The organism is Citrobacter sp. Cb004, from assembly GCF_030337065.1.
Taxonomy (GTDB): Bacteria; Pseudomonadota; Gammaproteobacteria; order Enterobacterales; family Enterobacteriaceae; genus Citrobacter; species Citrobacter braakii.
On record NZ_JAOWCH010000046.1, the window covers coordinates 320,692 to 346,043 of the forward strand.

Annotated in this window: 25 protein-coding genes; 22 read left to right on the plus strand and 3 right to left on the minus strand. The window is 49.8% G+C overall.

Going from position 1 to position 25,352, the window contains the following annotated elements; translation table 11 throughout:
* Nucleotide 1: 1 nt before the first annotated feature.
* Nucleotides 2–1,201, minus strand: a complete 1,200-nt coding sequence (locus OGV65_RS06720; RefSeq protein ID WP_003036413.1) for an HlyD family secretion protein — start codon at nt 1,199–1,201, stop codon at nt 2–4.
* The gene (locus OGV65_RS06725) at nt 1,201–2,613 is read right to left on the minus strand and encodes an efflux transporter outer membrane subunit (protein ID WP_003036410.1); all 1,413 of its coding nucleotides are present in this window, start codon (nt 2,611–2,613) and stop codon (nt 1,201–1,203) included. The genes OGV65_RS06720 and OGV65_RS06725 overlap by 1 nt, the downstream gene beginning before the upstream one ends.
* Before the next feature lie 272 nt (nt 2,614–2,885).
* On the opposite strand from OGV65_RS06725, the gene OGV65_RS06730 reads away from it, so the two are divergent.
* The 20 genes from OGV65_RS06730 (at nt 2,886) to mobC (ending at nt 20,758) form a co-directional block, all read left to right on the plus strand.
* Nucleotides 2,886–3,560 (plus strand): TetR/AcrR family transcriptional regulator, encoded by a 675-nt coding sequence (locus tag OGV65_RS06730; protein WP_003036407.1) that lies wholly within the window; start codon nt 2,886–2,888, stop codon nt 3,558–3,560.
* A 738-nt stretch (nt 3,561–4,298) separates the two neighbouring features.
* Nucleotides 4,299–5,225, plus strand: a complete 927-nt coding sequence (locus OGV65_RS06735; RefSeq protein WP_003036404.1) for a hypothetical protein — start codon at nt 4,299–4,301, stop codon at nt 5,223–5,225.
* A 146-nt stretch (nt 5,226–5,371) separates the two neighbouring features.
* On the plus strand, nt 5,372–5,557 hold the full coding sequence (locus tag OGV65_RS06740; RefSeq protein ID WP_003036401.1) for an AlpA family transcriptional regulator: 186 nt from the start codon (nt 5,372–5,374) through the stop codon (nt 5,555–5,557).
* A gap of 121 nt (nt 5,558–5,678) precedes the next feature.
* Complete coding sequence (locus OGV65_RS06745; RefSeq protein ID WP_003036399.1) at nt 5,679–6,266, plus strand: DUF2857 domain-containing protein; 588 nt, start codon at nt 5,679–5,681, stop codon at nt 6,264–6,266.
* A complete protein-coding gene (locus OGV65_RS06750; protein WP_003036397.1) occupies nt 6,256–6,465 on the plus strand; it encodes a TraR/DksA family transcriptional regulator in 210 nt (69 codons plus the stop codon). The genes OGV65_RS06745 and OGV65_RS06750 overlap by 11 nt, the downstream gene beginning before the upstream one ends.
* Nucleotides 6,466–6,861: 396 nt before the next feature.
* Nucleotides 6,862–7,083 (plus strand): hypothetical protein, encoded by a 222-nt coding sequence (locus tag OGV65_RS06755; RefSeq protein WP_003036394.1) that lies wholly within the window; start codon nt 6,862–6,864, stop codon nt 7,081–7,083.
* A 70-nt stretch (nt 7,084–7,153) separates the two neighbouring features.
* A complete protein-coding gene (locus OGV65_RS06760; RefSeq protein ID WP_003036391.1) occupies nt 7,154–7,798 on the plus strand; it encodes a lytic transglycosylase domain-containing protein in 645 nt (214 codons plus the stop codon).
* Complete coding sequence (locus OGV65_RS06765; protein ID WP_003036389.1) at nt 7,795–8,073, plus strand: TrbC/VirB2 family protein; 279 nt, start codon at nt 7,795–7,797, stop codon at nt 8,071–8,073. Before OGV65_RS06760 ends, OGV65_RS06765 begins: the two co-directional genes overlap by 4 nt.
* An 11-nt stretch (nt 8,074–8,084) precedes the next feature.
* A complete protein-coding gene (locus tag OGV65_RS06770; RefSeq protein WP_003036386.1) occupies nt 8,085–10,832 on the plus strand; it encodes a VirB4 family type IV secretion/conjugal transfer ATPase in 2,748 nt (915 codons plus the stop codon).
* A gap of 22 nt (nt 10,833–10,854) precedes the next feature.
* A complete protein-coding gene (locus OGV65_RS06775; protein WP_003036383.1) occupies nt 10,855–11,583 on the plus strand; it encodes a TrbJ/VirB5 family protein in 729 nt (242 codons plus the stop codon).
* Nucleotides 11,584–11,594: 11 nt separating this feature from the next.
* Nucleotides 11,595–11,867 carry an EexN family lipoprotein gene (locus OGV65_RS06780; protein WP_003036380.1) on the plus strand — a complete coding sequence of 91 codons (273 nt, stop codon included), beginning with the start codon at nt 11,595–11,597 and terminating at the stop codon, nt 11,865–11,867.
* A 78-nt stretch (nt 11,868–11,945) separates the two neighbouring features.
* Nucleotides 11,946–12,977: a TrbL/VirB6 family protein gene (locus tag OGV65_RS06785; protein WP_003036377.1), complete on the plus strand. Its 1,032-nt coding sequence runs from the start codon at nt 11,946–11,948 to the stop codon at nt 12,975–12,977.
* Between the two features lie 89 nt (nt 12,978–13,066).
* Nucleotides 13,067–13,207, plus strand: coding sequence for a hypothetical protein (locus OGV65_RS06790; RefSeq protein ID WP_020078407.1), 141 nt, complete (start codon nt 13,067–13,069; stop codon nt 13,205–13,207).
* The gene (locus OGV65_RS06795; RefSeq protein WP_003036371.1) at nt 13,200–13,883 is read left to right on the plus strand and encodes a VirB8 family type IV secretion system protein; all 684 of its coding nucleotides are present in this window, start codon (nt 13,200–13,202) and stop codon (nt 13,881–13,883) included. Before OGV65_RS06790 ends, OGV65_RS06795 begins: the two co-directional genes overlap by 8 nt.
* The gene (gene virB9 / locus OGV65_RS06800; protein ID WP_003036368.1) at nt 13,880–14,770 is read left to right on the plus strand and encodes a P-type conjugative transfer protein VirB9; all 891 of its coding nucleotides are present in this window, start codon (nt 13,880–13,882) and stop codon (nt 14,768–14,770) included. The genes OGV65_RS06795 and virB9 overlap by 4 nt, the downstream gene beginning before the upstream one ends.
* Nucleotides 14,767–16,071, plus strand: coding sequence for a VirB10/TraB/TrbI family type IV secretion system protein (gene virB10 / locus OGV65_RS06805; RefSeq protein ID WP_003036367.1), 1,305 nt, complete (start codon nt 14,767–14,769; stop codon nt 16,069–16,071). Before virB9 ends, virB10 begins: the two co-directional genes overlap by 4 nt.
* On the plus strand, nt 16,061–17,080 hold the full coding sequence (gene virB11, locus OGV65_RS06810) for a P-type DNA transfer ATPase VirB11 (protein ID WP_003036362.1): 1,020 nt from the start codon (nt 16,061–16,063) through the stop codon (nt 17,078–17,080). The genes virB10 and virB11 overlap by 11 nt, the downstream gene beginning before the upstream one ends.
* A 60-nt stretch (nt 17,081–17,140) precedes the next feature.
* Nucleotides 17,141–17,443 carry a TrbM/KikA/MpfK family conjugal transfer protein gene (locus OGV65_RS06815; protein ID WP_003036360.1) on the plus strand — a complete coding sequence of 101 codons (303 nt, stop codon included), beginning with the start codon at nt 17,141–17,143 and terminating at the stop codon, nt 17,441–17,443.
* Nucleotides 17,444–18,142: 699 nt separating this feature from the next.
* Complete coding sequence (locus tag OGV65_RS06820; RefSeq protein WP_023337491.1) at nt 18,143–20,002, plus strand: type IV secretory system conjugative DNA transfer family protein; 1,860 nt, start codon at nt 18,143–18,145, stop codon at nt 20,000–20,002.
* A gap of 9 nt (nt 20,003–20,011) precedes the next feature.
* Complete coding sequence (gene mobC, locus OGV65_RS06825; RefSeq protein WP_003036354.1) at nt 20,012–20,758, plus strand: MobC family replication-relaxation protein; 747 nt, start codon at nt 20,012–20,014, stop codon at nt 20,756–20,758.
* 193 nt (nt 20,759–20,951) lie between these two features.
* Here mobC and OGV65_RS06830 read toward each other — a convergent pair whose 3' ends face one another.
* Nucleotides 20,952–21,899 carry an ArdC family protein gene (locus tag OGV65_RS06830; protein ID WP_003036351.1) on the minus strand — a complete coding sequence of 316 codons (948 nt, stop codon included), beginning with the start codon at nt 21,897–21,899 and terminating at the stop codon, nt 20,952–20,954.
* A gap of 514 nt (nt 21,900–22,413) precedes the next feature.
* Here OGV65_RS06830 and OGV65_RS06835 point away from each other — a divergent pair.
* Together OGV65_RS06835 and OGV65_RS06840 are read left to right on the plus strand one after the other, a co-directional pair.
* A complete protein-coding gene (locus OGV65_RS06835; RefSeq protein ID WP_003036348.1) occupies nt 22,414–23,448 on the plus strand; it encodes an SIR2 family protein in 1,035 nt (344 codons plus the stop codon).
* A 2-nt stretch (nt 23,449–23,450) separates the two neighbouring features.
* Nucleotides 23,451–25,262 (plus strand): ATP-binding protein, encoded by a 1,812-nt coding sequence (locus OGV65_RS06840; RefSeq protein WP_003036345.1) that lies wholly within the window; start codon nt 23,451–23,453, stop codon nt 25,260–25,262.
* Nucleotides 25,263–25,352 lie beyond the last annotated feature (90 nt).

Here is a 25,352-nt window from a genome sequence, read left to right on the forward strand (position 1 = left end):
CTTATTTCTCCGTGTGGTCATCTCTGGCATTCGATGTCAGGTCCACCGTCACTTCCATGGACAGCCCGATGCGCAGAGGATTTTTACGCAGTTCTTCCCGCTCCAGACGAACACGCACCGGCAGTCGCTGCACGACCTTAATCCAGTTACCCGTGGCATTCTGCGCCGGTATCAGTGAAAGCGCGGAACCGGAGCCTCCGTCAAATCCCTGAACCACACCGTGATAAACAACACCGCTGCCGTACAGGTCTGAAGTCAGCTCTACCTTCTGGCCCGGTCTGACGTCGCTGAGCTGACCTTCCTTGAAATTCGCATCAACATAAATATCCTCGATGGGCACAACCCGCATCAGCCGGTTTCCAGCCTGAACATGCTGCCCGATATCCACTGAGCGCTGTGTTACCACTCCATCCACCGGGGCCCGGATAACCATACGCGCCAGGTTTATACGGGCCTGATCGAGACGGGTTCTGGCCGCCACCACAATGGGGTTAGTTTCAACGGTACTGTTCAGAAACAGGGCCTCGTTCGCCTGCCGGGATCCTTTTGCTTCGACACTGCCAGCGCGAGCAGCTTTCAGACTGGCTTCCGCTTCTCCCAGCGCGGCCGTTGCCTCCCGTAATTCTGTCTGCGCATCCGTAAAATCCTGCTCAGATACGGCCCCGGCTTTCACCAGATTCCGGCGACGTCGCTCATCAAGGGTGGCCTTATCAAACCGGGCTCGTGCCCTCGCCACATCATGTTCGGCGCTCTGAATACCTGCTTCACGCGAATCAAGCTGTCCGCTCAGAGCGGTGTCATTGGCCATAATCTGCATCACCTTCCGCCGGGCGCTGCCAAGCTCAGCTTCAGCCTGTGACACCGCAATTCTGGCGTCCGTCTCATCAAGCACGACCAGTACATCACCGGCATGCACAAGCTGCGTGTTGACCACATTTACTTTCTTCACCGGTCCGCCGACAAGCGGCGTGACGTCTGCGACTTCGGCAGCGGTATAGGCGTTATCCGTTGAGACGGATTTACCGGCAAAGAAAATCAGCCAGATGGCATAACCGATGGCGATAAGAATCAGGACGCCACCAAACAAAGCGAATAATTTACGGCGATGCTTTTTTTTATCACCGCTATCCGGTTTTGCATTCGTGTTATCCAGAGCCCTGTCCATATCCTGTGGGCCGTTTTTATCTTTATCTTCAGTCATTACGGTTTCACCTGCGCATCAAATGTTGAACTGGATTCAAATCCGCCCCCAAGGGCCTTGACGAGTGACACATCCAAGACATAACCCCGGGAATGCATGGCTGTATTCGCCAGCTCAGCCTGGAGTAACGCATCTTCAGAAATGAGAACTTCCTGATAATCGGCCAGCCCCCCCTGATACCGGGCTTTTGCCAGATGATAAGCTTCCTCGCTGTGGGACAAAGCAGATGCGGTTGCTTCTGACCTGCCCACCAGAGCAGCAAGGCTCCGTGTAACATCAGCAGTTTCACGTAATGCCTGTGTCAGCGCCTCGTTATACGACGCCACCGCATATTCATATTCCGCTCTCGCACCTTTATAGTTGGCGCGTAAACGCCCGCCTTCAAAAAGGGGTAAGCTGATGGCAGGTCCGACGCTCCCGATATCAGAGCCCGAGCTGAACAGGTTATTCAGCCCCAGTGACTGGTATCCGACGAAGGCCATCAGGTTCACGTTCGGGTAAAACTGCGCTCTGGCAACACCGATATTGCTGGCGGCGGCTTCAACCCGCCACCGTGCGGCCACCACTTCCGGATTGCGTCCGAGCAGGTTTGCGTTCAGCGCATCAGGTAACCCGACAGGGCGGCGCATCTGCAACCGGGGTCTGAGGATATCCAGCCCTCTGTCCGGCCCCCGGCCCAGTAAAGCCGCGATGCCGTTTTGGGTTAATTTGATTTGCTCATCGGCTTCAGCCAGCGCCGCTCTGGCGACATCCAGCCGGGCACCGCTTTCTTCCACGGAGACTCTGGAATCAAGTCCCTGAGCATGGCGTAACTGCACCAGCCTGACGGTATCCGTCCGGTTACGCAGTTGTCGGGCCGCAATGTCACGACTGTCATACTGGTACTGCAGACGGATATAAGCGTCCGCGAGCATCGTCGTCAGCATCAGTTTCGCGGCGGCGGCATCTGCCTCAGCAGCGCTGGCTTCGGATGTCGCGGCACGCAGCGCATCCCGGTTTTTACCCCAGAAATCCAGTTCCCAGCTAAAGTTGAGGCTGGCCTGCCCCATATCATTCCATCCGTGCGGCACGGCTGTTTTAGGGTAGATGTAGTTGTAGCTGAGCTTCTCTTTATCAATGGACGCGCTGGCGTCCATTGACGGGTATAACCGGGAACGGGCGACACCGGTTCTGGCCGTGGCTTCACGCACCCGGGCTTCTGCCTGTGCCAGAGAAGGTGAATGCGCGGTGGCTTCACTCATCAGCTGGTTAAGCTGCGTATCGCCGAAGGCCATCCACCATTTTTCCTGCGGCCAGTCAGCATGCGGAGCGGAAAAACTGCGTTGTGAAATCAGCGCCGCAGCCTGCTCCGGCTGAGGAGCAGTTCCCAGATCGGGGATCGCAGCACATGACCCCAAAGCAAGACTGAGCACGGAGATAACACATCCTTTCAGATAATGCGGACGGTACCTTACTGACTTCGTCCCATGTGCAAATCTGTAACCTGACACACACCTCATTCTTGATCGCCCTGTTTATTCTAGTTTACGGCGAACAAAGTAAACCGATCGGTTCGGTACAGTCAAGACCAAATTTCACTCAACTACGTCGCAAAAATACGTGAGTAGCACTCAGGCCTGAACGATATGATTTCGAGTTTCATCTTATGGTAAGATCAAGCTTTATTCCGGATAAGGAAGTGCAGATGTCGGTATCAACAAAGACCTCAATTGACACTAGAAGAAAAAATAAAATACTTTCTAATGATATAGTTAGTAACTTACCTGAAAAAGCACAACGCGTGCTTGAAGGAGCAAAAGCTATTTTTCTGGAAAGAGGCTATGCAGCAGCATCAACAGATATGATCCAACAGGCTGCTGGAGTCTCAAAATCAACCGTATATGCATATTATCCAAATAAAGAAGCATTATTTACAGCAGTGATTGAAATAGAATGTGAGCGTTTTCTTCAAAAAGTACATAAAATTAAAATTTCGGGAAAAGATATTTATGATAAATTATTTAAAATAGCCCGAACGTATCTGGATATTGTGCTTTCGGAAAATGGCCTCGCTCTCTACCGTGTTGTAGCTTCTGAAACACCGCGTTTTCCTGAATTAGGTAGACGTTTCTATTTAGCAGGTCCAGAAAAGATAAATAACATTGTTGAAGAAATACTACAACAAGCTGAATCTAAAGGAGAAATCTCGTTAGGTGGTATTGGGCGAAATGCAGTTGCTTCCTTATTCGTGAATATGGTACGCGGTGAGCCTCAAATACAGTGCTTAATGCATCCAAAATCTTCCACTTCTGCTGCACAGCGTGATCAATGGGCAAAGGATGCGGTCAATGCCTTTTTATTAGCCTTTCGTAAAGGATAATTATAATCTCCAGTTTTAAAGAAATTAGAAGATGCTCAGGAGTTTATAATATTATCAATTTGTTCCATATTATTATATGGAACACTACCATCAAGTGGATTACATTTTCCGAATCGTTCTTCTCTATAACTCCAGGCGACTAAATTTAGTTAGCGCCCTAACTTGCCTCTTGACAGAAATTTTGTCTATCCTGATCAAATCGAACCGTACCGTTCGTTTTAGTCAGGAGACGTTAGCATGATCGGAGTAGTAAGGTTTTCAGAACTAATGGAGCACTGGGAGGCAATTTCTCTACCAGCACCAGGAAGCATCTATGAGCCAAAGCAGCGCTCAAGCAACTGCCTCAAACATAACCCTTGCAACATAAAAGATTGGATTACTATTGAATTCTCTCAACAGGGATCCTACAAACGAAAATATGAAAATTTTCGCCATAAAGATCTTGTACTACTACTCTTTATTATTTCGGCTCGATATTTTATTCATAGAGTTTTATCTTCGTTAGTCTTAATATTATTCAGTTCATCCTTCATTATGCTCTCAGGAAATTGTCTCCTCATCCATAGTTACGAGAGAAAATTTCATAGCGAACTAAAAACTAGTTTAACAATTTTATTTTTAAACTCTTTACTTTATAAAATAGGGTTCATTTGTACATTATCGATAATATTCATGAATAATGAAACAGTGAATCGTAATTTAAGTTTTGCATAGAAAAATATGTAAAAGGAGTTTTTCATGTTGAAAAGCAGCGAGATCATAAACGGTTCGCTTCCGAAACCTGACTGGGTAACCATACAAGAAGCCGTTAACATAATTAATACAGAGAGCAACGAAAGAATCAAAGAGAGTGATATTTACCGTTATGCATTATATAATAAAATTAATCTCGCCATATACTTTCAATCTCCAATTATTCTGAGAAAAATAAAATATGCATTTCAAAAAGTAAAAATGCATCCAGCTAGAGGGACATTGATTCATCGTTTATGTCTGCTAGAAAAAAATAGCTTTATTAATGGATGGGACTCAATTTTCAGTACTGAGGGCAGATACGTCCACTCCACACAAAATATTATTGATACATCACTTATTGGGTTTGAATGTATTTTAATAAAGCAATTTCTCGCATGCTCATTGAATATACCATTACCAATTATTGGGAAAAACACGGTAAATTATGGCATCACTGTTACTATGTCCAATGAAGTTTTTCAGCTGTTTGAAAAAACAACCTGGAAGTGTAGAATTGAACATCAAATAAAAAACCTACCAACAGATCTGGCGTTTGATATTATGGAGAGAATTTCTTCAGAGGGAACGATAAATCAAAATACAAAGCAAGAATATTTCCCCCTCTATAATTTGCCTCAGGATTCCTGCTTTGTTATTCGTTACTCAGAGATTGAGAAACTAATTAGCACCCAGGTTACAGAGAAATCCCTCCCCTCTTCAACTAGAATATCCACACCCTTGTCAAGGTTATTTTGGCTCGCTTGTAGGCACAATGATGTTATCAGTCCATTAATAAAACAACCCTATAAATTATTGACAATTTTTGAAGAATGGGCGGCAGCTGATGGTATCACTGACCGTCTAAGCGGTGATACTTTAAAAACAGCACTAGAGCGTGGCTCCCCTCCGTCCTCATCCTTATTAAATTGATATTGTGTTTATCTGTCAACAATATGATCCCGTATTTAGTTTATTAAACCCCGTAATACGGGGTTTACCACTACCACTTCTCCTTCCGTTATGCTTTTTTATTATCTCCAGGCATACCAATGTTTGTTTTGCTACAGGAGACAATCATGACATCACATCAGTTATTACGCTTAAAAAAGGTTGAAGAAAAAACCGGCTTGAAACGTTCACAAATCTATCTGTATATGAAAGAGGGTACATTTCCTCGTTCAATAAAAATCGGACCAGCCAGTGTGGCCTGGCTGGAATCAGAAATTGACGAATGGATCAATATTAAATTGTCCCGGCGCTAAACGCGGTCAAGGGAAGGCGAATTAAAGCAACTGATTCAACTAAATACCCTCCAACAGGCTATATACCCAGATATTTCTGCATCTATCTTGCCTGTTGAACAAAATATACGGAATACATATTATGATCCCTTCACTAAATTACGCCGTACTCACCAATGCCCTGCAGGCGCTTAATGAAGGCAATATTCGTCACTGTGAAGATCTCGGTTTCACATTTGACGAAATGAATGCCCTCAGCCAGCTCTCGCCAGATGCACTCTTTACGCTGAGCCGAGCAGCCGCGCCTTTTATCGCAGTCTCGCTACGCCACGATGTTCTGCACCAGTTGCTGGCCCATTCTGGTCAGGAAGAACAGCGCCGACAACTAATTGACCGGGCCATACGACTGGGCGGCTCCATCGCACTGATGAACCACTATTTTGGTCTCACCTCCAATGAAGTCTGCCTTCGCCGTCGGTTGCTGGGTGTCAGCGTGCCGTATGGCCGAACGCCTGAACCGGATGAAAAGACAGATGTGGCTATCTGGTTGCAATGGCAGCAGCGCAGGGTAGAAAACCTTGAATCGCCCGATGCACTGATCACCATGATGCAGGTGACGGAAATCCTGCAGCCAGAGGCCGAAGCGCTGTCACTCACCACGGTCTGGAAACGTATCGCACTGTGCGAACAGGAAGCCGCTACTGGCAGGAGGACTCTCCATGCCGGATGAGATCGACCGCGATCAGGAATTTAATGAACAGCGACTGGAGGAGATGATTGAGCAGAACCGTTTTAAGCCGGGTTCAACACCATCATTATTTCACTGTCGTATATGTGGTAAACCTATTCCTGAAAAACGACGGCAGACTCTGCCGGGCATAACCACCTGTACAGAATGTCAGGAACAACTTGAGCATCGCAGACGCTAATAATAGCGATAAAGACGTTCGGGGATATTATTTCTCTGCACGTCTTTCTGTTTCCATTAAAATAGAATGCCTTCTTTATTATCTGTTCTGCATCCTTCTCCCTCTTTCCGCATCTGATAATCCTCGCCAGTTTATCTCTCTTATTTTTGTTTTGAATTTATCGTTTATATCCCGCACTGAATATCTGATTCTGAAAATGCCATAACAACATGGTTGCCCTGATGGACGTTCATTCGTCCAGGCCGGGGATTGTTCTTTAACAAATTGGATCGGGCTGTCACGTAACCACAATTCAGGGTGCCGCTGAATGTTCTCGCTGACCCGTTAAAACCGGAATGCAGAACCGGGATGTGACCTTTTTATTGCTTTCACGGCTATTTTATTAAAGGAAATACCATGAGAAAACCCAATTATCACGTCTTTATCACTCAGGAAAGTCAGCCCGATGCACAGGGCGAGAAAAACACGTACTGGACCAGGGTTGGTGTGGCCTTCGCACATAACGGTAAGCCTGGCCTGAATATCGTGCTGATCCCCGGTATTGCGGTTTCAGGCAGGCTGGTACTGCTTGAACCGAGAGAAGAGAGTGACATTTCACAGGATGCCGCAGCCGTTTAACCCGCTTTTGTCCTTCTCCCCGGTAACGTGTTTTTGTATACGCTGCCGGACCCACGGTTACGAGGCCACTATGCTTTCCACCACAGCCTTTCTGGCGCTGGCGACGCAGTGCGCCACCAGTGTTCACCCGTCCACGGCACTTGATGTGGCACGGGTCGAATCCGGTTTTCACCCTTACGCCATTGCTGAAATCGTGCCGGGCGGCAAAGGTGTGATTTCACATTTTCCCGCAAGCCATGATGAGGCGATGAGCCTCACCGGACGGCTGGCGGCGCAAGGCCGACGCTATTCGGTCGGCCTGATGCAAATCACCAGCACCAATTTCCGCCATTACGGCGTCACGGCCAGCGACTTACTTAACCCTTGCATCAATCTGTCGGTATTTGAGCGCATTCTCGCCGACTGTTACCGGCGCGGTAGCACTCTGAAACGAGCGCTCAGTTGTTACTACTCCGGCAACTTTGAAACCGGTCAGCGACCGGAATCCGCCTTTAACCAGACCAGCTACGTACAGCGCATTGGCTATGTCGTCCCGTCCACCCGGGAAGACCGGCAGCGAGCCCCTGACCCGAGCACACAACCGTCTGCCCGTTATCCCGCCGTTGTGCTGCGCGGCGAGCCTGCCGGTGCCACTGCGCCGATCCTGACTTCCCTGCATTATCCCGATTCCGTCATTCGCGGCGCTATCCCTGTTATCCCTGATGAGGAGAAATGATCATGCGTAAACGCCGTTACTCCGCTGTTGTTTCCGTGCTGCTGTCTGCCCCGGTGCTGGCGGCGAACAGTGGTTTTAACAAGGCCAATGAAACACTGAGCAATACCTCGACCGGCCTGCTGGGACTGGCCGCCGTCACCATCACACTGGCGACTATGTGGGTGGGCTACAAGGTGCTGTTCGACGGCAAGAGCCTGCATGACATGCGTAACATCATCATCGGCGCGATCCTGATCGTCGGCGCGTCCGGCTTCGGTGCCTACTGGGCGTCATAAGGGAGGCAACGATGGCTACGCTGAATAAAGCACTCACGCGGCCTGCCGCCATTATGGGTATTCCTCTGGTGCCGTTCGTTCTCGTCAGCGGGGCCATCGTCCTGCTGGCAGTCTATGTCAGCTATTACCTGGCGATTATGCTCATTCCTGCATGGGCGGAAATGAAAAATAAAACCCGAAAGGACATTCATTATTTCAGTCTGCTCTGGCTGGCGTTTAAAACCCGTGGGCGGCTTTTCACCAATACCCATTTTGGCGCGAATGCCCTGCTGGCAAACCAGTACGATAACGTTGATGTCTCGGAGTTTATTCAGAAAATGAAATTAAACGAGCGTATTACGCTGGATAAATATATTCCGTACTCCTCCCATATTCACCCTTACGTCATCAGAAACCGTCACCGTGATTTGGTTGCCACCTGGGAGCTGGACGGCACAGTCTTTGAATGTGAAGACGAACATCACCTGACCCTGATGGCCACGCACCTGAATAACGTTATTCGTTCGTATGAGGGTCTGCCGGTAACATTCTATATTCACCGGCTCCGTGAAAAATACCATGATGTTTTTGAAGCCTGTTCGGGTATTCCCTTTTCCGATGAGGTAACACGTCGGTATTACCAGCCGGTAAAAGACAAACCGTTATGGCGGCACCGGCTGTTTTTCACCGTCTGCTACGCGCCGTTCTCTCAGATTGAGAAGAAAACCATGAAAGCGCAGTCGCACAGTAAACGCCAGGCAGCACTGGATGACGCGCTCAAAATCATGCTGGAATACCGCGAAGCACTGGAATCTTCATTATCCCGCTATATGGCAACGCCGCTGGGGATATATGAAGAAAACGGGCGGGTGTATTCCTCACAACTGGCGTTCTTCCATCGTCTGCTTACCGGTCAGTGGCAGAAGGTGGCCGTAACGCGCTCACCATTTTATGAAACGCTCAGTACGCCAGACGTCTTTTTCACCACCGACACCGGTGAATGCCAGACGGTCAGCGGTTCCCGTTTCTTCCGCAGCCTGGAGATTAAGGATTATTCCCCGGAAACCCATACCGGTATGCTGGATGCGCTGCTGTACGCCGAAAGCGAGTATGTTCTGACGCAGTCCTTTACCTGCATGGCACGGGATGAGGCGCAGAATCATATCCGTCTGGCGGAAAAACGGCTTAACTCCACGGACGACGACGCGACTTCCCAGCGCGAAGAGCTGATTGTCCTGCGCGACCTGCTCCAGTCCGGACATGTGTCGTGCGGTAAATTCCACTTTTCCCTGCTGATCTCCTCAGACAGTGCCGGACAGGTGGTGAAGGACACTAACGTTCTGGCCCAGCCCTTCGCCGATCTTGGTATTATGACAACGCTCTCCACCCTGTCACTGCCCGCCGCGTATCTGGCGCAACTGCCGGGCGTGTATACGCTGCGACCCCGACTGGTGGCCGTCAGCAGCCAGAATTTTGCCGATATAGCCTGCCTGCATAACTTCCATCCCCACAAACGCAGCGGTAATCCGTGGGGGGAAGCCATCGCCATCCTCACATCTCCCGGCGGTGGCGGGTATTACCTGAACCTGCACGACAGCCAGGCCGGGCGGGATGACACCGGTGAGAAAACGCCGGGGAATACGGCGATTATCGGGAAAACCGGATCCGGCAAAACCCTGCTGATGACCATTATGCAACAACTGATGCAGAAGTACCGTAACCCGGCGTCGTTTGCGCCTTCTGCCACCATCAAACGGCTGACCACGGTGTATTTCGATAAGGACCGGGCGGCGGAGATGGCGATCCGCCAGGCGGGCGGGCGTTATTTCCGCATCCATACCGGCGAGCCCACCGGCTTCAACCCGTTTGCGCTGGAGCCAACCCGCCGGAACATCAGTTTCATCAAACGGCTGGTGCGCATGCTGTGCCGCCGCAACGGTAAGCCGCTCGATCCGCGCGATGAGGAGCGGATCAGTGCCGCCGTGGACACCATCATGCTGGACTATCCGCCGGAGTACCGCCGGTACGGGATCACCCGGCTGCTGGAAGTGCTGCCGGAGCCGCCGACCACAGACGCCCGCACCAACGGGCTGCGTATTCGCCTGAAACAGTGGGCGCAGAGGGGCGAGTTCGGCTGGGTGTTTGATAACGAGGCCGATACTTTCACCATCAGCGATGTCGATAACTTTGGTATCGACGGCACCGAATTTCTGGATGATGACGATATTCGCGGCCCCGTGACCTTTTACCTTCTGTACCGTGTGACCAGTCTTCTGGATGGTCGCCGCCTGGTGATGTTTATGGATGAGTTCTGGCGCTGGCTGGCCGATGTCGAATTTTCCCGCTTCTCCCTCAATATGCTGAAAGTCATCCGAAAGCTGAACGGTATCTTCGTTCCGGCAACACAGTCACCGGATGAAATCGTCAGACACCCCATCGCCCCGGCGATTATTGAGCAGTGCGGTACCCAGATTTTCCTCGCCAACCCGAAAGCCAGCCATGCGGATTACGTGGAGAAAATGAAAGTGCCGGAAAGTGTTTATGACACGGTCAGGAACCTGGATCCGGGCGAGCATTATATGGTCATCCTGAAAACACCGCTGCGGGCCGGGGAAACCCGCCCGTTTGTGGCGATGGCGAAAATGGATCTGTCCGGGATGGGTAAATTCACCCGGCTTCTCAGCGGCAGTGAGGACAACCTGAAAATATTCGATGCCATTTATCAGGATGGTATGCGACCTGATGAATGGAAAGATACTTTTTTTGACCGGGCAATCTGAAAGCCAACCTGAGGTACTATCAATGCGTTCCAGGAATCACCGTCTGGCATTATTGTTATTTTTCTCGGCGCAGGCGTTCAGCGCCGGAATACCGGTTTTCGACGCCGTGCAGAATACCGAATCCATTAACCAGTGGATGCAGAAACTACAGCAATGGGAGGGTACGGTTACCCATTATAAAAGCGAACTTAATGCGTATAAGAAACAACTGGCTACCGCAACCGGCGTGCGGGATATTCAGGGTTTTCTCAGTGATGCCCGAAGCCTGAAAACCGATATTGATAATCTCCGTAAGAACGGTATTTCACTGGATGATCTGCTGACCACGCAGAACAGTTCATATTCTTATGAACTGCAACACCTTTACAGTAAATACAAATCGTTCAGCGTATGCAGCGAGGAACAGGAAGGAATAAAATATCAGGCCCTGGCCGACAGTTGCAAACAGATAATCCTCAATCAAGCAATGGCGATTGAGAATACCACTGACGTTGAAAACAGGATTAACAGCACACTCAGCGATATATCAGACTTATCTGACCGTATATCGAATGCGCAGGACTCGAAAGAGTCTCAGGATCTGGCTAACGCCATCGCGGCGAAAAGCGTACAGTTAAATGCGCTGACGAATCAGTGGGAGATGTCTGTCAGGCAGGCTGAACAGCGAACGACATTGCTGGAACAGCAAAGACAGAAAGCCTTTGAACAGCAGCAGCTAACGGCACCTGTTGCTGACCTTAATAATTTATAAGGAGGTTATCCGTGCTCAGATCCTTATTCACCTTATGCACACTCTCAGGCGTGATATTACTGTCCGGCTGCAAGGAAACCAAATCCGAAGCCTGGTATAAGCAACATCCTGACGAAACTTATGCGGTTTATACGCAATGCCTGAAGGATGGCGAGGCAAGCGATAACTGCGAATTTGCCCACCGGGCAGCACTTATGTTTGCACAGGAAGGCCAGCCCGGGGTTAAGGAAAAATTCGAGGCGATATTTCAGCAGGAAGCTGCAAAACGAAATGCAGTGACATAGTAATAATATTTCCTCCAACAAAACAGGGAATTCTCCCTGTTTTTTTATTTCCTTTCTTTAAATATCAGGTGAGGCACCATGTCCGGTGGTATTTTTGTTGGTATGGACAAAAACATCATGGATGGACTGAATGCTGTACTGGAAGGTCAGTCTTCCACTTACGGCACGATGATCAGCGTCATCATTGTCAGCTCTTTTACCTTATTTATACTGTATCGCGGTTATCAGACACTGGCTGGCAAACTCCGGACCCCGGTTGAAGATGTCGTCTGGGATGTGGGGCGAATGTTGCTGATCACCACCTTTGTGTTAAACCGGGATGGCTGGCTTGATATGGCGGTAGCGGCTATCCAGGGACTCAAAGACGGTGTCAGCGGCGATGATAATATCTGGGCGCTGCTCGATACTGTCTGGGGAAAGGCACAGGCGCTGGGGCAAAAGTTATTTAATATGGACACATCAACTTACGTCAAACTGAATGGCGGCCTTGCCGAAGTGCTGGTATGGGGCGGCTCTATTGTCCTGCTGATGGCAGCCACCTTTGTCAACCTGCTCGCCGAAATCACCATCCTGTTAATGACCACCACCGCGCCGCTCTTTATTTTCTGCCTGCTGTACGGTTTTCTTAAACCGATGTTTGATAACTGGCTGAAAACGATTTTTGCGGCAATATTAACGATCATGTTTTCCGCCTTATCCATCCGTATCGCCATTAATTACCTGAATAAGATACTGGATGCTGCAACAAAAACATCCGCTGAAACCAATATGGTCACGCTGGCGGCGCAGTGCCTGCTGGCCGGGATAGCGGCAGGTGTGATGGTCTGGTTCTCCGCGAAGCTCGCCAGCGCACTCAGCGGGGCCGCCGTACAGGCGGTGCTGCAGGGGGCAGCCATGAGTGGCCTGAGCGGACTGGCGAACAAATCCGCCGACCTCGCCGGAGCGGGGGTAAAGGGCGGTGCCCGCCTGACTGCGAAAGGCGGCATGGCCGTCGCAGCGGCGACCGGCAGACTCACCGGCGCAGGCGCGGGTAAAACCGTGAGCGCCTGGCAGAAACGCGCCGCAGCCATCGAAAGCATGAAACGCCTGAACCGGCAGCGTCACCGTTAATCCTCCCGATCCTTAATTTCCTTTCCCCGTCACGCCGTGGCCTGCGCCACCGGTGCGGCATTCCTGCATCCATACGATAAGGGGCTTCCATGAAATTCAGCATCATCCTTCTGATGCTGTGCGCGCTCACGGGCTGCGCACGGCATCAGGGCGACCTCCCACCGGTATCCGGCGAACCCGAGCCAGTGAATTCCCCCGCCATCATTCAGGAGCTGACTCACCATGTCTGATATTCAGAACATTGTTAATGTTTCCCGCTCTTTTGAATCCATACTGCTGGAAAAGGAAGAACGTTCCCGAAAAACCGCCTGGCGGGTGGCCGCTGCCGGACTGGTTCTGGCCGCAATGGCGATTGCGGCCATTATTATTCTGCTGCCGCTGAAAACCTCCGACACTGAATTATGGTCAGTGGATAAACAGACCGGGCGCTATGAATATATGACCCGCGTGAAGGAGCGGGATATTGCTGCTGAAAAAGCGCTGGCACATTCACTGGCAGCACACTATGTCAGACTTCGCGAGGGATATAATTATTTCTCCCTCCAGCGTGATTATGACGACGTGCAGTTATTTAACAGCGACAGCGTGAACCGGGACTATCTGGACGGGTTTAACGGCGACCAGGCACCGGACGTGATTTTTAATAAGGCGGAATATGTCGTTTATATCGCCATTATTTCCAATGTGCATGCGCCTGCCACCGGGCCGGATAATCTGGCAACACTGCGTATTAAGCGCACAATCCGTCGTGTTGCTGATAATTCCGTGAAAACGGATGTGTGGAATATCCGCCTCACTTACCGCTACGTCCCGCACCGGCAACTGACCGACAGCCAGCGCGAAGTGAACCCGCTGGGCTTTATCGTCACCAGCTACCAGCGCGATAAAGAGCTGGGGGGGGAATGATGCTGAAACATCCCCTGCTCCTCTCTGGCTTAATGGTGTCATGCCTGGCATGGGGCGCAGCGACACCGCGCGGCAGCGCGTATGACAGCCGGATGCAGAACGTCACGTACAACAGCCAGAACGCCACGGTCGTCAGTACCCGCCCCGGCTACGTCACCATGCTGGTGTTTGATGACGGTGAAACCGTTATCGATGCGCAGGCGGGTTTCCCCAAAGGCTGGACCGTGACGAAAAGCGACAACCGGGTGGGCGTCAGCCCGAACCCGATTACCCAGCCGGTCACGGACGCCAGCGGCAACAACGTCAGCCAGGTGTTTCTGCCGACGGCAAAAGACTGGAAAACCAATCTGTTCGTGGTGACCTCGAAGCGCGATTACAGCCTGGAACTGAACGTGCTGGATAAAGACTCGCCCGCCCAGGCCTTTGTTATCCGCTACCGCTATCCCGACGAACTGCGAAAAAAGTCTGCCGCCGCCAGCGCCGCCCGTCAGCAACATCAGCAGGAAGCACTGGACCGGCAGCGGATAGCGGCGGCATTCGGGCAGGCCACCACGCCGCGCAACTGGCGCTATACAAAACGGGTGGCAGCTGGCTCAGCCTCCATCGCCCCGGACTTTACCTGGGATGACGGTCGTTTTGCGTATATCGGTTTTTCTCCTGCGAAAACCCTGCCATCCGTTTTCCGGGTGGTGAACGGCCTGGAGCAGGCGGTCACGCCCCGAACCATTAAACAGGGCAACTACACCGTGATGGCGGTTCCGGCATCGCCGCAACTGGTTCTGCGTTACGGCACCTCGGTGGTGGGGATCGAAAACGACGGATCCGGGCGTATCCCGCTGACCAACAGTGACACCGTTTCGCCGTCCGTTACGCTGGAGGCAAAATGACCGACAAATCTTTCCCGGACGAACCGGAAAAAACCACCGCAGAACGGGAAGCGGAAGCCCGTGAACGCGCCCACGCGGCAATGGCATATCAGGAGCCGGAGCAGAAAACGCCGCCCGGTCAGCCGGAAGTGACCCGTTTCCGTAAAGCTTCAGGTCGCCGCATGCTGATCGTCAGCCTGCTGAGTCTGGTCCTGGTCATCGCGCTGGCATCCGGTGGCGATCGTCTTCTCAGCGCCCTGAAAACGGGTGATGAGAAAGAATCTGGCACCGCGCCGCCCTCCTCCGGTACGGTGCAGCATGAGCGTAAGAATCTGGGTCTGGACAGTAACCCGTTTGGCCTGTTCGGGCCTGGGAGGCAGGAAAGCACAGACCCTGCCAGTCAGAGCGCCCCGGCCACTCCAGCTCTGCCGCCCGGGCCGCCCGCCCTGAACAAGGCGGCAGCACTGGCAGACGGGCTGAACAGCGACAGTACAGGGTCAGGCGACGATACACGCACGTCCCGAAGCGGATCGCGCAACAACGCGGGAACGTCGGGCAGCCCGTCAGCCTCCACGGCGTACACATCCTGTCAGTCTGTACTGGTCAGTGGCGAAGATGGACGTCTGCGCTGCCCGGATACGACAGCACCGGCAGGCAGCAATAACAACGACAATCCGGGCGTTGCCAGTGTCACTGGTGTCAGGCGGCTGGGCCTCGATCCCGATCTCTATATCCCGGTGGATCGTTATATTCCGTGTTCGATGATGCGGCGCTTCGTATCCGATGTTGGCGGTCATATCTCCTGCCTGATTGGGGAGGATGTCTGGAGCGCCAGCAACCATGTGAAGCTGATCCCGGCCGGAACAGTCGCCCGTGGCGTCTACCGCACCGGCGCACTGCAACACGGGCGCAGCCGGATGTTTGTGCTGTGGACGGAGCTGCGCACGCCGGAGCCCGGCAGCCTGCAAATCCCGCTCACCGATACGCAGGCCACCGGCCCGCTCGGCGAGGCAGGGATCGCGGGCTGGATCGACAGCCATTTCTGGGCGCGTTTCGGCAACGCCCTGATGCTCAGTACCGTGCAGGACGTGGCGGCAGCGGCATCAGATGCCGCGCCGGGTAAAGACCGCAATACCGACTATACCGAAAACACCCGCGCCGCCACGGCGGAAATGGCGAAAACGACGCTGGAAAACAGCATCAATATCCCGCCCACGATGTACCTGAACCAGGGCGATGTGATCGGCATCATGACCGGTACGGATATTGATTTTTCCTCTGTTTATCAACTACGGCTGAAAAAGAAATGGTATGAACGCTGAAAACCTGTCACTGGATTTTATGAAAAACCGGCTGTTTGGCGACTTTCTTGCTCAGGATGGCCTGACAGAAATTGCTGTTAACCGGCCGGGTGAGCTGCATACAAAAATTCGGGGAAAATGGCAAAAACAGGCATCCCCCATCACGTTGCGTCAGTGCCATGCTTTTGCCAGAGCGCTGGCGTCCTGGCATGACGATAATATTGACGATACATCACCCATCCTTTCTGCAACATTAGGATCTGGCGAACGTATTCAGGCGATTATTCCTCCGGCCTGTGAACGTAATACGGTGTCCATTACGCTGCGCAAACCCTCGTTTGAGCAGAAAACACATCAGTCATGGATTGATGCGGGATTTTATCAGCGCGTGGCCGGTCAGGAAAAAACGGAAAGTCAGGATAATGCACTAATCCGGTTATATCACAGCGGGGATATTCCCCACTTTATGGAAAAGGCGGTGGAATACGGCAAAACGATTTTTATTGTGGGTGAAACCGGCTCCGGCAAAACCACCTATATGAAAACGCTGCTGCATTATATTCCGCTGCATCTCCGTCTGGTAACGATTGAGGATAATCCCGAAATCCGTTTTTATCACCACAGCAATTATGTTCATCTTTTTTACCCGGCGGATGCCGGGGATAATGCTATTGTCACGCCCGGCAGGCTGATCCGTGCTAATTATCGTATGAACCCTGACCGGATATTACTGGCGGAAATTCGTGGGCGGGAAGCGTGGGACGCGCTGAAAATTGTCGGCTCCGGGCATGAGGGGTTAATCACCTCCCTGCATGCGGGCTGTCCGGCAGAATGTATTGAAGGGATCATTGACCGCTGCTATGAAAACCCCGACTGCCGGAACATTCCTTTTGATGTGTTGTTACGCAAGGTACTTAAAAGCATTGATGTCATCGTCAGCATTGATATACACGGCGATGTGCGCCGGATGAGTGATATTTACTTTAAGCCAGTTCATTTAAACAGCACGAAAGAGACATTCAGAAAATAACCCCGACAAATAACATTAGCCAAAAAACGCAACCTTTAATTAATCATAATGGTAACTGAAATGAAAAAAGCAATATCCTCCGTATTATTGTTCTGCGTTATTGCATCATGTTCAACATCTGTACTGGCTGCTGATGCCTGCGAGGTGGTGTTATGTATGTACGGTAAAGCAACCGGAAATGGCGGCGGCAGTGAATGTCATTCCGCTGAACGTGCATTCTTTAATATCGTGATAAAGAATAAACACGGCTTTCTTCCTGACCATACGGCCGATGCCAGACAATCATTTTTAAGTGAATGTGATTTGGCAGACCCTGCGGCTATCAGTCAGATCATCAGTAAATATGGCCGCATTCGTGGTTAATACTGGCGAGACGGGCACAGAGCATGACGGTTTTCAGGTTTTTACGGCTTCTATTTTTCGCGGATTAAGAAGCGAAGAAACAGGGGCCGTAAAAATGAGGCTGCGGACAGAAATATTTTCGCGGGTTAAGGAGCGAAAATAATTCAGGCACCGCACCTCACCTGCAAACAGCCGCGCCCACGCGGATTTTGCAGGCCGGGGGGAGCCGGATAAATTTCGCCGCCCCAGCGAGCGAAAAGCTGTCGCCCACGACAGCGGTTTACCCGGGGGGCGCAGCCCCGCACACCGTCGCAGCTAAGTCTCCGGCCCAAAGCCGGTAGCGTGGCGCGACCACCCTCTTTAAAGGTCAGCTTCCCTTTTATTCCCGCTGCGAGGAACGAGCAAAGGGAAGAAAAAGGCGAAAGCGACCGTCTTAAAGAGGGTGGTCGCGCGTAGCGGACGACGGTGTGCCGCCTTTGACCCTGGGGGTTTTGGCGTGGCGTCCAGCCGCGACATTACCCCCATGCACCGAGCAATAAGGGCGTCCAGCCCGCATGTACCGGCGCACGCCGTTTCGTGCAGGGAAGCATGCTTTCCTGCACATGGCCGCACAGCGGCCACCTTCTTTACCCCATACGCTCGCCCCGTCTTTTCGCCCGACACCGTGGGGCGAACTGATGGGGCGATGTCATGGGGCGAACTGCTGACGAAGGAGGCATCGTGATTTTGAATAAGCTGGCCGTTTCACTGTCGCCGATAGTGAATGGGATGCTGGCGGTGCTGGCTTTTGTGCAACAGCATCAGCTGATGCTGGCGCTGTTATCGGGGCTGACGATGCCGTTTTTCGCCTCGTTGAAAAGCGATGAACGGCAAAAAGCCCCGCTGTGGCAAAAGATGATTATTGCTTTTTCAATGCTGTGTTTTCTCTCCGGCACACTGGCCCCGATAGTTATCGGATCCTTCCAGTGGCTGTATAAGACCAGACTCACCAGTGATAATACGGTACTAGCCTGGTCAGCACGGATTGCTTTCACTGTGACCGGGATTATTTTTCATATTATACTTCGCCGGGTATTCACGCCGGAACTGGATAAAATAAAGAAACGCCTTGTTAAAAAAACCACCCTTGAACGGGAATTGCGCACCGATGTCCGCACCGTAAAGTCCCTGCTGCCGGAAACACTGCATTATGATCCGCTGGATTATATCGACCTGAATAAAGGCATTTTTACTGGCATGGACAGGGAGAACGAACCAATGTATCTCCCGTTAAATGACTGGCAGAAACAGCACGCGGATATTATCGGCACCACCGGAGCCGGTAAAGGGGTAGCTGCCGGGATATTGCTATATCAAAGTATTATTGCCGGTGAAGGAGTGTTTGTTATGGACCCCAAAGACGATGAATGGGCACCACACCTTTACCGGAAAGCCTGCGAGGATGCAGGAAAACCCTTTGCCTTAATTGACCTGCGAAAACAGCACTACCAGTTAAATCTGATTGAAGATATCACGCCCGATGAACTGGAAGAATTGTTCGTAGCAGGTTTCAGCCTGGCGGAAAAAGGGCAGGAATCGGATTTTTATCGCATTGATGACCGAAAAGCCGCGCGTATCGCCGCACAATTTGTCAGTGATAATCCATCGGCAACAATCCGTGATGTCTATAACGGTGATTACGTTCAGGGAGTTGCCGAAAAAATCAAAGCATTTTTCGGCAAGATTGAGGAACTGGCAATACTCAATGCCATTAACTCACCAGAAGGCTTTTCGCTTAAGCACATATTTGATGAGGGCGGCTGCTGTTATGTTGTCGGCTCCATGCGAAACAGCAAAATTATTACCGCCCAGCGCATGCTGCTGGTTCGCCTTTACCAACTGGCAGAAAAGCGCGATCGAGTAACAGACGTACCCCGCCCCATTGCTATTTATCTTTCCGAGCTGAAATACCATTTATCCAGACCAGCGCTGGAAGGTTTAGGTGCGGCGCGGGATAAAGGCGTACACATTATTATGGACCACCAGTCCATCGCCGATTTAAACGACTGCCCGGCAGATTTGAAAGGTGACGCCGTTGTCGGTGCGGTTGTTGAAAATGCAAAATTCAAGCTGGTATACCGGGTTATGGACCCGGATACAGCGGAATGGGTGGCGAGAATGTCAGGCACGATTCTGGTGGATGATGAACTCCGTAAAGCGAAAACGGATAATATGCTGACGGAAACGATCGACAGTGAGCGCACAATCCGCCAGGCCGAACGTTTCTTTATTGACAGCAATATGATCCTGAACCTGCCCGATTTTGTCAGCTTTATCTTTACGACAAAAACGCTACCTTCTGCTTCACTGATTTCACCGATAAAGGTCAGAAAGCGTCAGCTAAAAATCTTCTCGGTTTCCCCTGATATTGCCGCATCGGCGGCACCGGTGAAAATCGCACTGGATTTTGACGAGGATGATAAACCATCCATACAGGATGTAATGACAACGTACCCGGATCTTTTCTTCAACGGAAGCGAAGTCAAACCGGCAGAGCCCCAACCTGATGAGGGAGAACACCTGTCCCCGCTGGATTTTTAAGGAGCGGTTATGCTGATTTCGACATATCACGAGCGCCAGACACGCAACAGAGAAAAAATAAAACAACTGCTGAACTTCCTGAAAGAAGAAACCTACAGCGATTTCAAAACGCTGATGCTGCTATTTGGTTTCCGGGATCATAAATCGCTTTATTCGCTGCTGGCAAAAACTGAGAAAATGGGGTTAATCCAGAAGCATGTGCTTGAATCACGGACAATGAAGATTTCATTATGGGGGATCACCAGCGACGGGCTGGCGGTGGTGTTAACCCCGGATGATAAAATCTTTCCCGCGAGGTTTGAACCGTTCAGAATTACCGGCTGGACGCTGGAGCATCATCTTGATAATCAGGCCGCCAGACTTATTCTGGAGAAAAAAGGTGCTTCGGGATGGATTAACGGCGACCGGACCACTTTTATCAGCCAGTATCAGGTGAAACATCGCCCGGACGGGTTACTGACCCTGCCTGACGGTAACGTTATTGCCATTGAAACCGAGCGCCGCCTGAAAACCCGAGCTCGTTATCAGTCGATCATGGCAAGCCACCTGCTGGCCCGTACCCGCAAGCAGTGGATTTACGTTTTTTATGTTGTACCCGATCCACAGAAGAAGCGTGCACTTGAACTGCTGTTTGACAGCATCAGGCATGTCATCATCAACCATCAGCACGTCCCGCTGGAAGAACGCCACCGCCGGGTGTTTCGCATTTATACCCTTGATGAACTGAAACGCCTGTCATTAGACAGCTATACGTAAGCTTTTACACAGGCCAACATGGTGGCCTCACCGGCCTGGCGGCGATACCGCCAGGCCAGAAATTATTTATTCCACTGCGAGGCGCAGACTGTTCGGTACTCGCTGTGCTGCGTTCCGCCTCAGCCTGCGCCTTGCAGCGTTGCCGGTTAAAAACCATGTAACCGCATTCCCTTGCGGTTGTCCGGCTCCGGCCTCAGAGTTTATCCATCAGATAACGATGCGCTTTAGAGGCGGCGCTGGCCGCTTTGAAAATATAGCGCCTGTCGTTTTTCAGAGCTTTCAGCCAGGAAGCAATGTAGCTTTCATGTTGTACCTCTCCCTCAATCCCCAGGTCCGCCATCAGAAAAGCACTTCCCAGCTCCGCCACCAGTTCTTCCTCTGCATAATCCGCACTGCCAAACTTCCCTTTCATTTCACGGTTCAGGCGTTTTTTACCCCCACTCCAGTGGACAAGCTCATGCAGGCCGGTAGCATAGAAGTTAGCCGCATCAGCGAATAGATGGCGCTCCGGTAACCAGACTTCATCAGTTGATGGGCTGAAAAAGGCGTTTTGTCCTTTCTCAATGATGTTTGCGCCGCTCTTCCTGAACAGATTTTCAGCCTGCGGCAACGGGGCAAATGTCGCTTCCGGACTGACAGTTACCTTTGTCAGAGGCAAGCCGTCGATTTGCTGAACGTTAAACACGGTGAAAGTTTTCAGCATCGGGATATGGTCGATTTCTCCGGCGTCGTTTTCCTTCTCCAGCGTGGTGTAGAAAATGGCTGTAGTGCCACGTTCACGCGTGCGAACCTGTCCACCTACCGACTGGGCCTGTTTATAGGTCAACCAGCGTGAATCGCTGAACCCCTGTTTTGATGCACTGCTCCACAGCAACATGATATTCATGCCACTGTAGGCCACGCCGGTGGCGTAATTAGATGGCAATCCAGACATGCCGGATACACGCTGCCACGGGCAGGACCAGGGTTTAACACCGGCTTCCAGCGCTGCAATGATGTTGTCGGTAACGGTCTGATAAATATCCTTTCTGGTTTTAGAAAATTTCGTTTTTGAGGAGCCTGACGGGTCCAGCGGGGATACGCTGGTCGCCGCTGCGGTGTTAGGGGCGCTTGTCCGGGGGTAATGCAGGGAAATTGTCATGGTTTTTTCTCCGTCAGTGTGTGATTTTCGTCTTCGTATCGCCTGACGGTTCGCTTTCCCGGCATCGTTCTGTCCTGCAAGGGCGCAGCATGCGTGCCATTTACCCTTGCGGGACGGGTTGTGTTGGGAAACGATTAACCTGAAGTAGATACGGAGAACGAAAAGTGCACAGGAGAAAAAACTTGCCCCTGCATAGCGGGTGTAGCGCCCCTTAGTTCGCTGCGGTGAAATGTTGTTGGGAAAGGCAGTGTTTTGCATTAAAAATACGGTTCATGTTTTGCTTTCAGACTAGATGTTCACATGCCCTCTATTGATTATCGCACAGTGCTATATCTGCATATCTCTTAAGATCCGAGATACACGCTACCAGCTAAAGCTGAAGCAAAAAGAAGAAAATTAGTCCCAAAAAGTTCTCGATGACAGCTCGTAAAAGTGGTGCAATTATGTGCAGTAACGGTAAGATAATTCCTATCTACACACTAAAATTAAACTTAAGGAAGCGTTTACTGTGGCAATGCAACGAGCATACTACGGTCAGGATCGGGATCGAGAGTATTTTGAGCGTGTTTTTCAGTCAGCAAACATCAACTTTCTTATCGGCTCCGGAGCGTCACTACCAGCTATCCGCATACTAGGAGATATCGAAGCGCAACTAGAAGAGCACGTGCGTTCAGGAGATGACTTAGCCTATTTTCAGCAAGCAGGCGATTTTCTAACCTCAGTTTGGGAAGCTAATGACGTTCTACTCGATAGAACTCAGCAAGGTATACCGCATAGTCAACCCACGTTAGATAACGTAACTGTCACTCGCACCTATTACTCCAGTTTCCTACACTCTCTTGAAAAGATTCTTACCCAAAGAAGAACTGGCCTATTACCTAGGAGAATAAATCTCTTTACCACAAATTATGATCTGTTTATCGAAGATGCTGCCGTCAAAAGCTATAACGTTATCTTAAATGATGGGTTTAGTCGGCGAGGAAATTTGTATGGTGCACATTTATTTGATCCAGCCAGCTTCTACCATACGACTCATGCTACTGGAAACCTTTATAACTATAGCGTTGAGCTACCGACAATAAACCTGATTAAGCTTCATGGTTCTTTATCATGGCTTAAATATAAAAATGATTTTTACTACCAAGTACCCCCATTGAGACCTGTAGCTTTTGCTACCCATGAAGAACTAAGAAATTGGGTGCTATCACATGCACTCATTCTTCCCAGAAAGGATAAATTTCGCGAAACTCTTCTTGAAAATATCTATTACGATCTTCTTAGAAGTTATTCTAATGAATTAGACAAGGAAGGAGCATTGCTTATAGTTTTTGGTTTCTCATTTGCAGATGAACACATAGAGACGTTAACAAAAAAAGCGCTAAGAAACATGTCTCTTAAAGTTATAATATTTTCCTATAATGAAATTTCTCGAATCGCATTTATGGAAAAATTCAGAGACTACTCTAATGTGGAAATAGTTTACACTCCAGGTAAAGAATTAGATTTCACTAAGGTAAACGAAATTATAAATTGTTTTCTGAGGAGATAACTGTGGAACAAGAATTTATTCATGAAGAGGCAGTTCTCCGTGTCGGTGAAGTATGTGAGGTGTCAGGAAGAACAATAAGCATATTGGTCGATAAAAATAAAAACCTTAGCGATCTTTTTTTCCGTGGAAAAGTACTTAAGAACGTATCCGTTGGCGGATTTATCGAAATCAAGAAAGGATTCATGAGCCTAATCGGTAAAATAGAGGCAGAAAAGATACTTGAGGAGAAAAATCCATTAGGAAGCGGTGCTGAGTCCATACGTTTTCGCCGCTACCTGACTGTCTCTTTGTCGGGTTACGTTGATCGGAACGGTCATTTTACTGTCGGTACAAGGGAACTTCCCTTAATTGGAAACGAAGCATTTATAGTGACCGAAGAGATAATTCAGCTCATTCATCAGATAGTGAGAGCACAAACTTGTGCTATCACATTCGCCCGTACTGATCTTGAAGATATCGATATTACCCTACCTGTTAGCGGTTTATTAAATTCTCACATTGCTATTTTCGGTAATACCGGTAGTGGAAAGTCAAACACTCTGGCATCTCTGTACAAACACGGTTATGCCGCATTGTCTGAAATGCTAAAAGAGAGCTTTCAAAGCAAGTGTAAGTTTATATTGTTTGATTTCAATGGTGAATATGGTGCCGATGAATGCATAACCTCGGAGAAAATTGTCTATAACCTTAGCACTTATAATGATCAAGGGGATAAAATCCCTATGCCGGAAGGTGTATTACTTGAACATGAGATCCTTTCTGTCCTTACTGATGCAACAGACAAAACCCAGAAACCATTTTTAAGGCGAGTACTTGAACTCAAATCGGCAGTTCATCGCTCTGATGCCCCTATTGATTTTTTTAGAAATATACTCAAGAAAAAGATCAGGGAAACTTTGTGTGGTAGCGATAAGACACGTTGTGATGCCCTTCTTGATCTTTTTCGACCAATTTTTAACGATCATGAGCATATGACATCCGATCTAGAGTTTCATTTCGGTAGAAAAGTTTGGTTTAACAACACAGGTCGCTTTTTTGACTCTCCTGAAGATACGGAGCATTCAAACCTGTTCAGACTCGCAGAATCCTATGAATTTCCAAATGATGTTATAGAATCCTTGCTTGGATTCATGTATTTGCAGCTAATCCTCGAATTCTTATCCGGTCGCTCAAATCCTGAACACATAGCACCAGTAGTAAATAGAATGAGTGCAAACAGAAAAGATATTAGAAAAGTCTTTGATACCAATGGGAATAGAGATTTTTGGGGCAACAGTAATTTTGTAGTCATCAACCTGAATATGGTCAATCTGACCATGAAAAAAACACTTCCATTATTACTCGCTAAATGGGCCTATGCTGATAAAAAAGCAGGTGACCCCTACTCAACTCTCAGTCTCATCATTGATGAAGCACATAACATCCTGTCTAATACATCTTTTCGTGAAACCGAGAGCTGGAAAGATTATCGACTTGAAACTTTTGAAGAAATCATCAAGGAAGGGAGAAAATTCGGTGTATTTGTAACCCTATCGAGTCAAAGACCGAATGATATTTCCTCCACTATTATTTCTCAGGCGCATAATTATTTCATCCATAGGTTGATAAACCAGAATGATTTATACGCTATTGAGAAGTCAGTTTCTTATATTGACCGTCTCACCGAGGAATCAATTCCCACCCTTTCTACTGGCACCTGCATATTCAGCGGTGTGGTATGTCCAATGCCGCTGAAACTTCGCATCAATGAATTGGAGATACATCATAGCCCCCACAGCAGTACCATTACTTTTGAAGAAATTTCACTACTATGATCATGATTCAATATCAGAACAGTGCAAGATTAGAGATCTGCGTCTCTACTAGGGATAGCCCTATGATGTGCTCATTAATATTTTATTTGA